Origin of the sequence: Frankia sp. CgMI4 (genome assembly GCF_001756285.1) — a bacterium.
GTDB lineage: Bacteria > Actinomycetota > Actinomycetes > Frankiales > Frankiaceae > Frankia > Frankia casuarinae.
Window position 1 is genome coordinate 30041 of the sequence record NZ_MAQZ01000003.1, and the last position, 13330, is coordinate 43370.

A 13330-nucleotide genomic window follows, 5' to 3' on the forward strand; every position below is an offset into this window, starting at 1 on the left:
GCTGTGCGGGGTGGAGCTGGGGGAACGAGCCGGCCGTCCCCCGACCGGCGACCAGGGGAGGCGGCCATCCGTGCACACCCCGGAAGACGTGCACACCCCGGAAGAGTAGTGCAAGCCGCGCGGGCGGACAGCGCTCCCGTGGGCCGCCAGCTCCGCGCTGCCCACCGGTTGGCGCGGATTGGGACCGGGCCGGTGGGACCAGGAGGATCAGTAGGTGCAGGTGGGCGGGCCCGGCGAGGGCGCTCCCGGCGGCGCCGGTCCGGCGGCGGGTCCGGCCGCCGCCGGTGCGGGCGCAGGCGCGGTCCCACCGGCCGTCACACTCGGCGTCACCACCGCGGTGAAGCCGGAGCCCAGGACGAGCTGGACACCGGTGATGCTCGCATCGGCGAGCAGGACCGAGCCGGGCACCGCCGCGGCGACGGTGTTCGCCTCGGCCTCCTGCCCGGGGGCGTAGAGCACCCGGGAGGTCTCGTGGGTGAGGACCGAGGCGTTGCCGGCGTTGCGGGCGTGGAAGCCCTTGGCAGTCAGCTGCTCGGTGACCTTGGAGGCGAGTCCGGCCCGCGACGAGCCGTTGTAGACGGCGACCCGGACCTGGGAGGGCGCGGCGGCGGCGCCGGGAGCGAGCGCCGGACCGGTCCCCCCGCTCCCGGCGTCGGTGGTAGAACTCGCGCCCTCGGCCTTGCCACCCATCGGCGCGACGATGCGCTGCAGGTCGTCCGGCCGGTAGAGCTGCACGGAGGCCGGGACTCCGTGCAGGCGGATGTTGCCGTTGTCGTCGATCGCCCCCTCGGCACGGGTCGGCGCGTGGACGGGCACGGTCTGCATCTGGAGGCCCCCGGTGGCCAGCCCGCGGACTCGGGTGCCGAGGCTGCGCAGGTCGGCGATGCTGGTGTGGTTGTCGAGGGTGAGCGCGCTCGCTGCCGCCGATACCAGCTTCTGGGCCTTGATCGGGTTCGTCAGGGTGTCGTCTGCCATGATCTTGTGGAACATCGAGCCGATGAACTGCTGCTGCCGGCGGATGCGGTCGAAGTCGCCGTCCGGCAGGCCGTGGCGTTGGCGAACGAAGGCCAGGGCCTGGTCGCCGCCGAGCTGGATCGTCCCGGGCCCACCGACGAATCCGCTCATCGGGTCGTTGGTGTTCGTGCTCATCCGCCACCGCCCGCGGTCGTCCTGGTAGCGGCTCGGTTTCGCGTCCGACGGCTTGATGCAGACCTGGACACCGCCGATGGCATCGGTGATCTCCTTGAAACCCTCCAGGTCCATCGAGATGTAGTGGTCGACCTGCAGGCCGGTCAGGCTCTGCACCGTCTGCACCAACAGCGACGGGCCGCCTACGGAGATCGCGGCGTTGAACTTGTCGTGCCAGGCCTTGTGRCGTTTGCCGGCCCCGTCGGTGTACTCGGGGATCAGCACATACATGTCGCGGGGGAAGGAGACCATGGTGGTGGTCCCATCCTTCGTCAGGTGCGCGAGGATCGTCGTGTCGGAGCGCTGGCCCGGCGCGTCTCCGTACTTACCGTTGGTACCGGCGCGGCTGTCGGTCCCGACCAGCAGGTAGTTCGCGGTCCCCACCCCGCCGGAGTCGCCGCCCGAACCGAGGCCGAGGTCGACCCGGTTGACCTTGCCGTCGACATAGAAGTACGCGGCCCAGCCCCCCACCGTGGCCACGAACACGAGGCAGGACACGCAGGCCAGGAAGACCCGCAACCCGCGACGCCTAGCCGACCGTCCGCCGCGTGCCGACCCGGATCCCGACCGGCCGGACCCCGATCCCCGCGGGTCGAGCCGGGGTGGAAGCACCCGCGCGTGGTCGGCGGCGTCGTTCTGCGGGTGCGGTGCGGTCACTTCCCGCCTCTCCTCGAGCGGTCCGGCGAGCAGGGTCCGGCATGGCACGGAAAGTAACACGAATGGTTTCATGCTCCCTGATGAGGGGTTCAGCCGAGTTTGGCCATATCCGGGTGAGCGGCGGCGGCTTCACCGGCTTCACCGGCGGCGGACGACGATCACATAGTCCGGTCGGGTCCCGCCATCGCCGCCTGGATGTTTTCGGCGGCCGCGTCGAACAGGCGGTGTGCCAGCTCCGACAACGCGCGCGCGGCGGCCACCTCGTCCCCGATCTCGGGAACGTCGGACTCCCCGGGGTGCAGCYGGGCCTGCCCCGTCCCATGTAGATCGTCGCGGGCGCTGCCGTGCAGGGCCGCATCCGCCTGGGTACGGCCGTGCTGCTCCGTCAGGGAGATCTGCACGGTCCAGGTTCTTGTGGTGGTCATCTCGGCCTCCGTCCGACGAGTTCTCCTCGGATGAGTTCTTCCTGGTTGTCACGTGCCCGCGTGGTCCCCGGTGACACGGGGGGGTGACACGGGGGGGGGTGACACGGTGCCCGGCCCGGGCACCGGCCGGGCCGGGCACCCACAGGTGGCGTATGGCCCGTTCATCGGCGCGCTTAATGTTGGGCATCCTCCGCCTTCCGGTATTGCCGGGATTCACCGTCCCGGCAACGGGAAGGCGTGGGGCGCCGCGCCGGTTGGTCCAGGAGGAACCGGTCCCTGGGAGGGACTGGTCCGAACGCGAGAACGGGAGGCGAGTGGATGACGGCCGAGGCACGAGGGCGGATTCGGCTCGAACAGGGCCGCGGGCGGGTGCGGACGTATCTGGGCGGCCAGCTGGTCGCGGATCCGTCGGCCGGCGGGATCCGCGGACGGGTCAGCTAGTCGGCACCGACCAGCGCAGCTGGGTGCCGCCGTCGGGGCCCGGGCCGAGTTCGAAGGTCCCGCCGAGATCCCGCGCCCGGGCCCGCATGTTCGCCAGCCCGCTGCGGCGGGTGGTAGGGCCGATGCCGACCCCGTCGTCCACCACGTCGACGGTGACGGCGCCGCTCGCGGCGGTCACGGTCACCTCGACACTGCTCGCCTTGGCATGCCGGGCGGCGTTGGACAGCGCCTCGCGCACGACCGCGATCAGATGGTCGCCGACGGTAGAGCCGATCATCGTGTCCACCGGTCCGTCCAGCCGGACCCGCGGGGTGAAGCCGAACGCGCCGGTCATGTCGTCGATGACGCCCAGGATCTGCGCCCGCAGGCCGCTGCCCGTCGCCGGTGCCGCCCGGCCCCGCAGCTCGAAGATGGTGTGGYGGATCTCCCGTACCGTCTCGTCGAGATCCTCCACGTAGGTGTTCATCCGTTCCGCCCGGGTGGGCCGCTCCTCGCTGGCCGCGAGGCCCTGCAGGCCCATCGCCACCGCGAACAGGCGTTGCATCACGTGGTCGTGCAGGTCGCGGGCGATCCGGTCGCGGTCCTCCAGCAGGGACAGCCGGCCGCGTGCGGCCCGGGAGCGGGCGAGTTCCAGCGCGAGCGCGACGTGCGCGGCGAACGCGGCCGCCAGCTCCAGGTCCGCGTCTGTGAACAGGTCACCGCCCCGGCGCCGGGCGAGGATCAGCGCCCCGGACGTGACATGTGACGTGATCAGCGGAACGATCATCGTTGGCCCGATGTCGAGGTCGTGGACCTCGGATTCGGCCAGTTCACGGACGTCGGCGACGACCAGCGGCGCATGGTCGCATACCGCGCGGCCGGCCAGCGAGCTCTCTATCGGTACCCGTCGGCCCCGCAGCAGGTCCGCGTCCTGCCCGGCGGCGACGTCGAAGGACAGCTCGGTCGCCGTCTCCGACCCGAGGGCCAGCGCCGTCGTGTCCGCGCGGGCGACGTCGCGGGCCCGCTGGACGATCAGCTCCAGCGGGTCGTCGCCGTCTGCGAGCAGATGCCGGGTGATGTCGGCGGATGCCTGCGACCACTGCTGGCGATGCTGGGCCTCCCCGAACAGCCGGGCGTTGTCGATCGCCACACCGGCGTTCGCGGCCAGCGCGAGCGCCAGCTCCTCGTCCTCCGCGGTGAACACCCGACCGCCGCGTTTCTCAGTGAGGTAGAGATTGCCGAAGACCTCGTTGCGGACCCGGATCGGCACCCCGAGGAAGGCCCGCATCGGTGGATGGCCCGGGGGGAAACCGACCGCCTGGAGGTGGTCGGCGATGTCGTCGAGGCGCACCGGCCGCGGTTCCGCGATGAGCAGGCCCAGCACGCCGTCTCCCCGGGGCAGCCGCCCTATCGTCTCGACGAGTCCCGGGTCCATCCCGACGTGCACGAACTGTTCGAGCCGACCGTCGCGGGAGATTACCCCGAGCGCGCCGTAGCGGGCGTCAACCAGCTCGCACGCGGACTCGACGATGCGCCGTAGCACCACGTCGAGACTGAGGTCGGCGGTGACCATCCGGTTGGYCCGCAGCAGGCCGTGCAGCCGGCTTTGAGTGGCCAGAACGTCCTGGGCCCGGTCCACCAGCTGGGCGAGAAGCTCGTCGAGCTCGAGCCGAGCGACCGCGGGAAAGATCAGCTCTCCCGGCGGTCCCGGAGACGGCGCGGTGCCGGCCAGATCGGAGGTCCCTTCGTCCGCGGAGGCGAGGTCCCGTTCGGACTCCATGTTCTCAAGACGATAACCGACCGGGCCTGGGCCGGCATGATCCGCGGGATGAGGCGATGACCATTCTTCGCTGGCCGCGCACCGGTACGCCACCATGCGGGTATGGATATCGTCAGCGAGGCGGAGTTCGGTCGCCGCATCGAGACCCATCTCGCCGCGGGTTCCGGTGTGGGCGGTGGAGCCGGTCCTCGTGGAGCCGGAGCCGGTACGGGGGTAGCCGGTCCTGGCCGATGGCGGTCGGCCACGCCGCGGGTCGTGGCGGCGGGGAACTTCGCCACCCCGCTCGTCGCGTTGCGTGTGATCGACGCGGTGGTGAGTGAATACCGCCTCTTTATGATCAACGCTCAGGGTGGCGTGCCGGAACGCGGCGGCGTGACGCCGGAGACCGCGTTCGTCGGCCCGGCGATGCGCAACGTGCCCGGCCTCGACTACCTGCCCAACCGGCTCAGCCTCGTGCCTCGCCTGCTCGCGACCACCCACCGGCCCGACGTCGTCGTGTTGCACGCCAGCGTGCCCGACGGGGGGAAGGTCTCGCTCGRCACCGAAGTCAACATCCTGCCGGCCGCGGTCGAGGCGGCCCGCKCGCACGGGGGACTGGTGGTCGCCCAGCTCAACCCGGCGATGCCCTACACCTTCGGCGACGGTGAACTGAGCATCGATGACGTCGACCTCGCCGTGGAGGTGGAGCAGCCGCTCGCCAGCCCCGCGGTCACGCCCGTCGACGACGTCCGCGGGCAGATCGGCGAGCGGGTCGCCGCGCTCGTCGAGGACGGGGCGACCCTGCAGCTCGGCATCGGCGGTGTCCCGAACGCCACGCTGTCGGCCCTCGTCGACCGGCGGGATCTGCGCGTGTGGACCGAGACCTTCTCCGATGGCATGCTCGCGCTCGAAGCCTCCGGCGCGCTGGCCGCCGGGACACCGCTGCGGACCTCGTTCCTGTTCGGGTCGGCCGAGCTCTACTCGTGGGCGCACCGCAATCCGCGGCTGCTGCTGGTGCGCACCGAAATCGTGAACGACCCGGGGGTCATCGCCCGGCAGCCGCGGATGACCTCGATCAACACCGCGCTGCAGGTGGATCTGTATGCGCAGGCGAACGCGTCCTGGATCCGCAACCGCATCTACTCCGGCTTCGGTGGGCAGTCCGACTTCGTCGTCGGCGCGCTGCACGCGGCCGACGGCAAGGCGATCATCGCCCTGCCGAGCCGGCATGCCCGGTCGGGGGATTCCTGTGTGCTGCCGCGGCTCACCAGCCCGGTCACCAGTTTCCAGCACAGCTACGTCGTGTCCGAGAACGGGACCGCGGCCGTGTGGGGGCGCGGCCAGCACGAACAGACCGCCCGACTCATCGACCACGTCGCCCACCCCGACGCCCGAGCCGGCCTGACGGAGGCGGCCGGGTCGCTGGGACTGCTCGCCGGCCGCGCATCGTCAACCGTCTGATCCGGGACCGTCTGATCCGATGATCGTCTGATTCGGTAAGCTGACCAGAAAGCCGAGGAACGCACGACAAGTCACCGGGTGGTCCGCCGCCAGGAGCGGCTTTGCGTCAAAAAGCGCGAGAGTGYCCCGGGCGTTAAAGACGCGAACACGGCATCCATGGCGGCCATGGCTGCCGCCGTCAAACAGCATGGCTGGAATAAGCCGCCCCCAACGGTCAGTTCTGTCGTTCCTGCGTCGAGAATCGGCCGAGCCCGGTCCCAAGACGCGACACGCAAGTTTTTCAATCGCCGGTGACGCCCAGGCCGACCGCTAGCCTCGCCATGACGGAAAGGAAAGGATAGGTCCACCGTCCGCGGGCAACGGGGTCGTTCATCTTCGGGAGAAAAATGTGGGACAGACACGCGACGGGACTATCTCGTTGGCTACGGGCGCGAATACTCTCACGTCKGCGCCTGACACCGACTCGACCGAATCTCCCGACATCGGCGACGCAGGACGGGTTCTGATCGTAGTTCAGAACCTGCCGATTCTGATCGACCATCGGACGTGGCAGGAATRCCAGGCGCTTCGCAACCAGGGCTACCAGGTTGCCGTAATATGCCCACGGGGCCCGGGGCAGYGGCGTCACCAGATCGTTGACGGTGTCAGCATCTGGACGTATCGTGGCGCACCCCGGACCCAGGGTGTGCTCAGTTACGTCTTCGAGTTCGGCTACTGCTGGGTGCGAACCGCTGTCCTGTCCGTCGCCGTGGCCCGCCGGCACGGATTCGACGTGATCCAGGCATGTAACCCGCCGGACACGTACTGGGCGCTCGCGCTGTTCTACAAGCCATTCGGCAAGAAGTTCGTCTTCGACCATCATGATCTCTGTCCGGAACTCTATCGCTCACGGTTCGGTAAGGACGGGGGGCTGTTGCTCCGCGCGTTRCTGCTGCTTGAACGGATGAATCAGCGGGTCGCTGACCACGTGATCGTGACCAACGAATCTTACCGGCGGCTGGCCCTGACCAGGGGGCGGCTGCCGTCGGAACGGGTGACCGTCGTCCGAAACGGACCGGACCCCGAACTGATGAAGCCCGCCGCGGAGCGGCCCGAATTGCGGCGCGGCCGGCAGCACCTTGCCTGTTATCTGGGAATAATGGGCCCGCAGGACGGTGTCGACCGACTCCTCGATGCCATACATCACTATGTCCACGTTCTCGGGCGCACCGACTGCGCCTTCGCCCTGCTGGGATTTGGTGACTGTCTGGACGATCTGCGGAAACAGTCGAGCCGGCTCGGTCTCGACGACTGGGTCGAGTTCACCGGGCGGGCYGACGACCAGATGATCCGGGACTACCTGTCCACCGCCACGGTCGGATTGTCGCCGGACCCGCGGAGCCCGCTGAACGAGGTGTCCACCATGTCCAAGACGCTCGAATACATGGCCTATGCGCTGCCGGTGGTGGCCTATGACCTGACCGAGACCCGGGTGAGCGCCGAGGACGCCGCCGTCTATGTACCCTCCGACACGGTGGCGGACTTCGCCCGGACCCTCGCCGAACTGCTGACGGACCCGGACCGACGCCGGACCCTTGGCGCCCGGGGTCGGGAGCGCATTGTGAACGAACTGTCCTGGCGGTATTCGGAGCCCCGCTACGTCGGGGTCCACGACCGGCTACGTGGTCGCCAGGCCGGCCACCCCAGTATCCCGGTCCCTCGTCAGGGCGGCTTGACCCGCGTGAGYGGCTCGGCAGCGCCGGTTCACGCGACCGGCTCCCGGGAACGAGCGGAACGATGAAGGTCGGTATTCTTGCCGGCGGTCTGGGCAGCCGGTTGGCGGAGGAGACGGTCATCAAACCCAAACCGATGATCGAGATCGGCAACCGGCCGATCATCTGGCACATCATGAAGTACTACGCTCACTTCCAGTTCACCGATTTTACGATCGCCCTGGGGTATAAAGGCGAATATATCAAACGCTGGCTGGTGGACTACGCGGCGCTGACCAGCGATCTCACGGTGTCGCTTCGGCAGAGCGCTGTGGAGCGGCACGGGGGTACCTCGGAGGATTGGCGGGTAAATCTGGTCGACACCGGTCAGAATACCGCCACCGGCGGTCGTATCAGGCGACTCGCGCCCTGGCTCGGTGACGCGGGGACGTTCATGTTGACCTGGGGGGACGGCGTAGCGGACATCGATCTCAACGCGTTGCGCGACTTCCACCGCTCGCATGGCAGGATCGCCACGCTGACCGCCGTGCGGCCACCCGCCCGGTTCGGTCACCTCGAGCTGGCCGGGGACCAGATTGTGGAGTTCTCGGAGAAACCACAGGCCGGTGAGGGCTGGATCAACGGTGCCTTCTTCGTCCTGGAACCGCAGGTCTTCGACTACATTGCCGGCGACGACACCCAGTTCGAGAAGGAGCCCCTTGAGAGGCTCGCCAAGGACGGTCAGCTCATGGCGTATCGGCATGGCGGCTTCTGGCAGTGCATGGACACGGTACGCGACCGCAAACTCCTGCAGTCACTGWGGGATGGTGGCTGTGCGCCCTGGAAGGTATGGGACTGAGCTCGATGCGTATTCTGGTCACCGGACACGACGGATATATAGGAACCCGTCTCATCCCGCTCTTCCGGGCTGCCGGACACGATGTGGTGGGTCTGGACAGCGGACTGTTCTCCGGGTGTACCCTCGGACCCGATCCGGACTTCGTGCCGGCGTTGAAACTTGATATTCGGRACGTCCGGCCGTCCCAGCTGGAGGGTTACGACGCGGTGGTCCATCTGGCGGGCATATCCAATGATCCGCTGGGTGATCTGAACCCAGCCGTGACCTATGACATCAACGCCCGGGGGACGTTGCTGGTTGGGCGTGCCGCCAAGGCCGCGGGCGTACCGCGTTTCGTCTTCTCGTCCTCGTGCAGCCTCTATGGTGCGCACGGAGACGCGCCCATCGACGAGTCGGCCGAGTTTCATCCGGTGACTCCCTACGGCGAGTCAAAAGTGATCGCCGAACGAGAGCTCGCCGAGCTTGCCGATGACGATTTCAGCCCGGTCTTCCTGCGTAACGCCACGGCGTACGGCGTCTCACCCCGACTGCGTGGTGATCTTGTGGTGAACAATCTCACCGGCTACGCGGTGACGACCGGCGAGGTTTACCTCAAGAGCGACGGGACGCCGTGGCGGCCGCTGGTACACATCGAGGACATCGCCCGGGCGATGCTCGCCGTGTGCGAGGCGCCCCGCGAGAAGATCCACCTCAAGGCCTACAATGTCGGCCGGTCGGCGGAGAACTATCGGATAYGCGACGTGGCCGCGATCGTCGAGGAGGTCGTGCCGGGCGGCCGGGTGGTCTTCGCRGACACGGCCGGGCCGGACAAGCGGAACTACCGGGTGGACTGCGACCGTATCGCCGAGGAGATACCGGGATTCCGGCCGGTGTGGACCGTCCGCAAGGGGGTCGAGGAGCTCTACCTGGCCTACGTCGCCGCCGGGCTGACCAAGGAGGAGCTGATCGGCTCCCGCTTCCAGCGGATCCAGCGCATCCAGCAACTCATGGCGGACGGTCTGCTCGACGTCACCCTGCGGTCGGCCGCACCGATGCGGGTGCCATGAGCGTGCTCGGCCGCCGCTGCCGCGGCTCGACATACCTGCGGCGACGTACCCGCGGCGGGGCTGCCGGTTCATCCTTCCCGTTCCGACACCGAGGGTCGTTCCATGACTGACCAGTCCACCGCCTGCCCCGCCTGCGGCGGTTCCCGTCTCACCTCCGTCTATACAAAGGACGACGTCCCGTCGCACAGTTGTCTGCTGCTGGCCGACGAGGACGAGGCCCGGGCGTTCCCGAAGGGTGATCTGCGGATCGCCTTCTGCGAGCGCTGCGGCTTCATCATGAACACGGCCTTCGATCCGACCAAGAATCAGTACTCCGCCCGGTACGAGGAGACGCAGGCATTCTCCACCCGATTTCAGGAGTTCGCGCGGGACCTCGCCAAGCGCTGGACCGACAAGTACGATCTGTACGGGAAGACGGTCCTGGAGATCGGGTGCGGCAAGGGTGAGTTTCTCGTCCACCTGGTGGAGCAGGGTGCCGGCGCCGGCATCGKGATCGACCCGGGTGTCCGGCCCGAGCGCATCACCAGCCCGGTTGCCGGCCGGCTGACCTGGATCACGGACCTCTACTCCGAGCGGTATGCGCACCTGACCGCCGATGCCGTCGTGTGCCGGCACACCCTGGAGCACATCGCGCCGGTCGGCGACTTCATGCGGATGATCCGGGCCGCGCTCGGTGACCGGACCGATATCCCGGTCCTCTTTGAGCTGCCGGACGTCCTGCGGGTGCTGCAGGAGGCGGCGTTCTGGGATGTGTACTACGAGCACTGCTCCTATTTCAGCGCCGGTTCGCTGGCGAGGTTGTTCCGAGCTACCGGGTTCGAGGTGCTCGACGTCTCCCTCGACTATGACGATCAGTACCTGCTGATCGAGGCGCGGCCGTCCACCGTTCCGGCGGCCGGTGACCCGCTGCCGATCGAGGACGACCTGGCCACCCTGCGCGTCGGGGTACGGCACTTCCAGCGTGAGGTGGCCACGACGCTGAACCGGTGGAGCGAGATGCTGTGGCGCGGGCACCAGCGCGGCGAAAAGGCGGCGATCTGGGGTTCGGGCTCCAAAGGTGTGTCGTTTCTGGCGACCCTCGGCCCGGCCGCCGACCTGGTCCGCTAYGCCGTCGACATCAACCCGCACAAACACGGCATGTTCATGGCGGGCAGCGGCCACCGTATCGTCCCGTCCGAGTGGCTGCGGGAAGATAGGCCGGATCTTCTGATCATCATGAATCCGATCTATCGTGACGAGATCGCGGGGGAGTTGACCCGGCTGGGCGTCGACACCGAGCTGAGGGCCGTCTGAGTGAGCAATGTCTGTCTGGTGAGCAACGTCTGTCCGGTGACCAATGTCTGTCCGGCATGCCAGGGCACCGCGCTCGAAGACCTGGTACGTGTTGAGCGTTCGCCGGTGATGACCGGCGTGCTGTGGCCGTCGCGGGAAGCCGCCATGACCGCGCAGCGCCGTGCTCTGGAGCTGTCGCTGTGTGCCGAGTGCGGCACCGTGGTCAATGTCGCGTTCGAGGCCGRCCTCGTCGAGTACGGCGGCGAGTATGACAACTCGCTGCACTTCTCGCCCGCCTTCCGGGCGTACGCCGAGGCGTTGGCGGACCGTCTGATCGTCCGGCATAACCTGGTGGGGCGGGAGGTTGTCGAGATCGGGTCGGGCAAGGGGGACTTCCTGCGCCTGTTGTGTGCCCGGGGACTGTGTGCCGGAACCGGGTACGACCCGACCTACATCGGCCCCGAACGTGCCGACGACGCCGCGGTGACCTTTGTGGTCGACCTGTACGGTTCGCGCTATTCCCATCTCCCGGCGGATCTTGTCGTCTGCCGGCACGTCCTCGAGCACGTGTCCGATCCACTGGGCTTTCTGACCGATATCCGCAATGCGCTGGGCGGCCGGGACGCGTCGCTGTATCTCGAGGTGCCCAACGGCGGCTTCGTCCTCGGCGAGGCGGGGGTGTGGGACTTCATCTACCCGCACGTGTCGTACTTCTCGCCGGCTGGACTTCGGCGGGTGGTGAGCGCGGCCGGGTTCACCATCACCGACGCCGGAACATCCTACGGTGACCAGTTCCTCTGGATCGAGGCCAAGACGGCGCCGACGACCCGTCCGTCCGGTCGGATCGGACCGGCCGCCGGCGAGGACGTGGTGGCGACGGACCGCTTCGTGGTCCAGGCCAGAAAGTTCGGTGACGTCTACCGGGAGGTTGTCGGGCGCTGGTCCGCGCATCTCGCCGACCTGGCGACGGACGCCGATTCCGCCTGGGACGCGCCGCGTGCGCTGGTCTGGGGCGCGGGGTCCAAGGGGGTGGCATTCCTCAACGTGTTGGACGTCGGTTCCGCCGTGCGGGGAGTCGTCGACCTCAACCCGCGGAAGAGGGGCCTGTTCGTGCCCGGCACCGGGCATCCGGTGTTGGCACCCGAGGACCTGTCGGTGGAGCGGGTGGGGCGCGTTTTTCTTCCGAATCCGCTGTATCTGGACGAGGTGCGCGGCCGGTTGGCGGAACTGGGTGTGCCCGCGGAGGTCGTGCCACTTAGCAGCTGACAATCTCGTCAGCAGAGGTTCGGCTCCGGTCGGACGGAGGGACGATGGAGAATGGCCATACCTATCGACAGCGGCACCCAGGACGAGGCCCGACCCAAGGGACCTGATCGCCAGGCGGGGCGTGGTGTCGTGGGGCGTGATGTTGTGGGGTGTGATGTTGTGGACCGTGGTGTTGTGGGGCCCGGTGTCCCGTCACCCCACCCGGACGCCCGGCCGCTCGTGACGGTGGGACTACCCGTCTTCAACGGGGAGAACTTCCTGGCTCGGGCGCTGGAGTCGATCGTCGTGCAGGACTACCCGAATCTTCAGATCGTCGTCGCCGACAACGGCAGCACCGACCGAACCGAGCAGATCTGCCGGGAATTCGTCCGCCGGGATCCGCGGATCGAGTACCACCGGAGTCCGGTGAACCGCGGCGCGGCCTGGAACTACAACCGGATCGTCCACCTCGCCGCGGGAACCTACTTCAAGTGGGCCGCCCATGACGACCTCTGCGCCCCCGCGTTCGTCAGCCGGTGCGTCGAGGCCCTGACTGCCGCGTCGTCCGCCGCCGTCCTGGCCTACCCCAAAACGGCGCTCATCGACCTGAACGATACGGTGACCGGTGGCTTCGAGGATGGGATGAACCTGTGTGAGCCGACGCCGCACGAGCGTCTGCGACACTTCCTGTCGACCCGTACGGAATACCATCCGGTATTCGGCGTCATACGGGCAGAAGCGCTCCTGAAGACGGATCTCATCGGAAAGTACGTCGGTTCAGACGTGGTTCTCCTGGCGCAGCTCGCCCTGGGCGGYCAGTTTGTCGAGGTGCCCGAACGCCTGTTTCTCAGGCGTTTCCACGAGAATACTTCTATGAATGCCAACCCAGATGCCGCGGAACGCGCTCTGTGGTTTGACCCGCACCGGCGGGCGCCGTCGCTGCCGATGGTGGAGAAGACCATCAGGATGGTTCACGTGATCCTGTCCCACGACCGGCTCGACCGGGCCGAGCGGGCTCGCTGCCTGGCGGTTCTGGGGCGGCAGTGGGCATTGCCCCATGCTCGGCACATGGGTGGCGAGGTACGCGCGGCATTCGGGACCCGAATCGGGACCCGAATCGGGACACGAATCGCCGCGAAGTTCCCCTCCCAGCGGTCCAGGTAGCGCGGCGACACGCGGGTCGGCCTGCATATCGGCGCGGCGCAGGGCGACTACATTGAATCGGTCCAGGCTGATGATGGGATCGGTTCAGGTGCATGAATCCTTGGAGCCCCGAATGACAGAACCTTCCGGTCATGGTGCGGACC

Annotated in this window: 10 protein-coding genes; 7 read left to right on the top strand and 3 right to left on the bottom strand. The window is 68.1% G+C overall.

What is annotated here, in order from left to right:
- Nucleotides 1-207 precede the first annotated feature (207 nt).
- The 3 genes from Manayef4_RS01225 to Manayef4_RS01235 form a co-directional block, all read right to left on the bottom strand.
- A complete protein-coding gene (locus tag Manayef4_RS01225; RefSeq protein ID WP_011435997.1) occupies nt 208-1845 on the bottom strand; it encodes an LCP family protein in 1638 nt (545 codons plus the stop codon).
- Nucleotides 1846-2003: 158 nt separating this feature from the next.
- A complete protein-coding gene (locus Manayef4_RS01230; RefSeq protein ID WP_070130355.1) occupies nt 2004-2270 on the bottom strand; it encodes a DUF1876 domain-containing protein in 267 nt (88 codons plus the stop codon).
- A 433-nt stretch (nt 2271-2703) separates the two neighbouring features.
- Complete coding sequence (locus Manayef4_RS01235) at nt 2704-4470, bottom strand: GAF domain-containing protein (protein WP_070130356.1); 1767 nt, start codon at nt 4468-4470, stop codon at nt 2704-2706.
- 102 nt (nt 4471-4572) lie between these two features.
- Here Manayef4_RS01235 and Manayef4_RS01240 point away from each other — a divergent pair, with 102 nt between their 5' ends.
- The 7 genes from Manayef4_RS01240 (at nt 4573) to Manayef4_RS01270 (ending at nt 13187) form a co-directional block, all read left to right on the top strand.
- On the top strand, nt 4573-5910 hold the full coding sequence (locus Manayef4_RS01240) for an acetyl-CoA hydrolase/transferase C-terminal domain-containing protein (RefSeq protein ID WP_070130357.1): 1338 nt from the start codon (nt 4573-4575) through the stop codon (nt 5908-5910).
- Nucleotides 5911-6298: 388 nt separating this feature from the next.
- The gene (locus tag Manayef4_RS01245) at nt 6299-7690 is read left to right on the top strand and encodes a glycosyltransferase family 4 protein (RefSeq protein WP_070130358.1); all 1392 of its coding nucleotides are present in this window, start codon (nt 6299-6301) and stop codon (nt 7688-7690) included.
- Nucleotides 7687-8460, top strand: coding sequence for a glucose-1-phosphate cytidylyltransferase (gene rfbF, locus Manayef4_RS01250; RefSeq protein WP_070130359.1), 774 nt, complete (start codon nt 7687-7689; stop codon nt 8458-8460). Before Manayef4_RS01245 ends, rfbF begins: the two co-directional genes overlap by 4 nt.
- 5 nt (nt 8461-8465) lie before the next feature.
- Nucleotides 8466-9506, top strand: a complete 1041-nt coding sequence (locus tag Manayef4_RS01255; RefSeq protein WP_070130426.1) for an NAD(P)-dependent oxidoreductase — start codon at nt 8466-8468, stop codon at nt 9504-9506.
- A 102-nt stretch (nt 9507-9608) separates the two neighbouring features.
- Nucleotides 9609-10799: a class I SAM-dependent methyltransferase gene (locus Manayef4_RS01260; protein ID WP_070130360.1), complete on the top strand. Its 1191-nt coding sequence runs from the start codon at nt 9609-9611 to the stop codon at nt 10797-10799.
- Entirely contained in the window at nt 10800-12044 is a 1245-nt protein-coding gene (locus Manayef4_RS01265; protein ID WP_070130361.1) for a class I SAM-dependent methyltransferase, read from the top strand.
- Nucleotides 12045-12218: 174 nt separating this feature from the next.
- Complete coding sequence (locus Manayef4_RS01270) at nt 12219-13187, top strand: glycosyltransferase family A protein (protein ID WP_232234918.1); 969 nt, start codon at nt 12219-12221, stop codon at nt 13185-13187.
- Nucleotides 13188-13330: the final 143 nt, after the last annotated feature.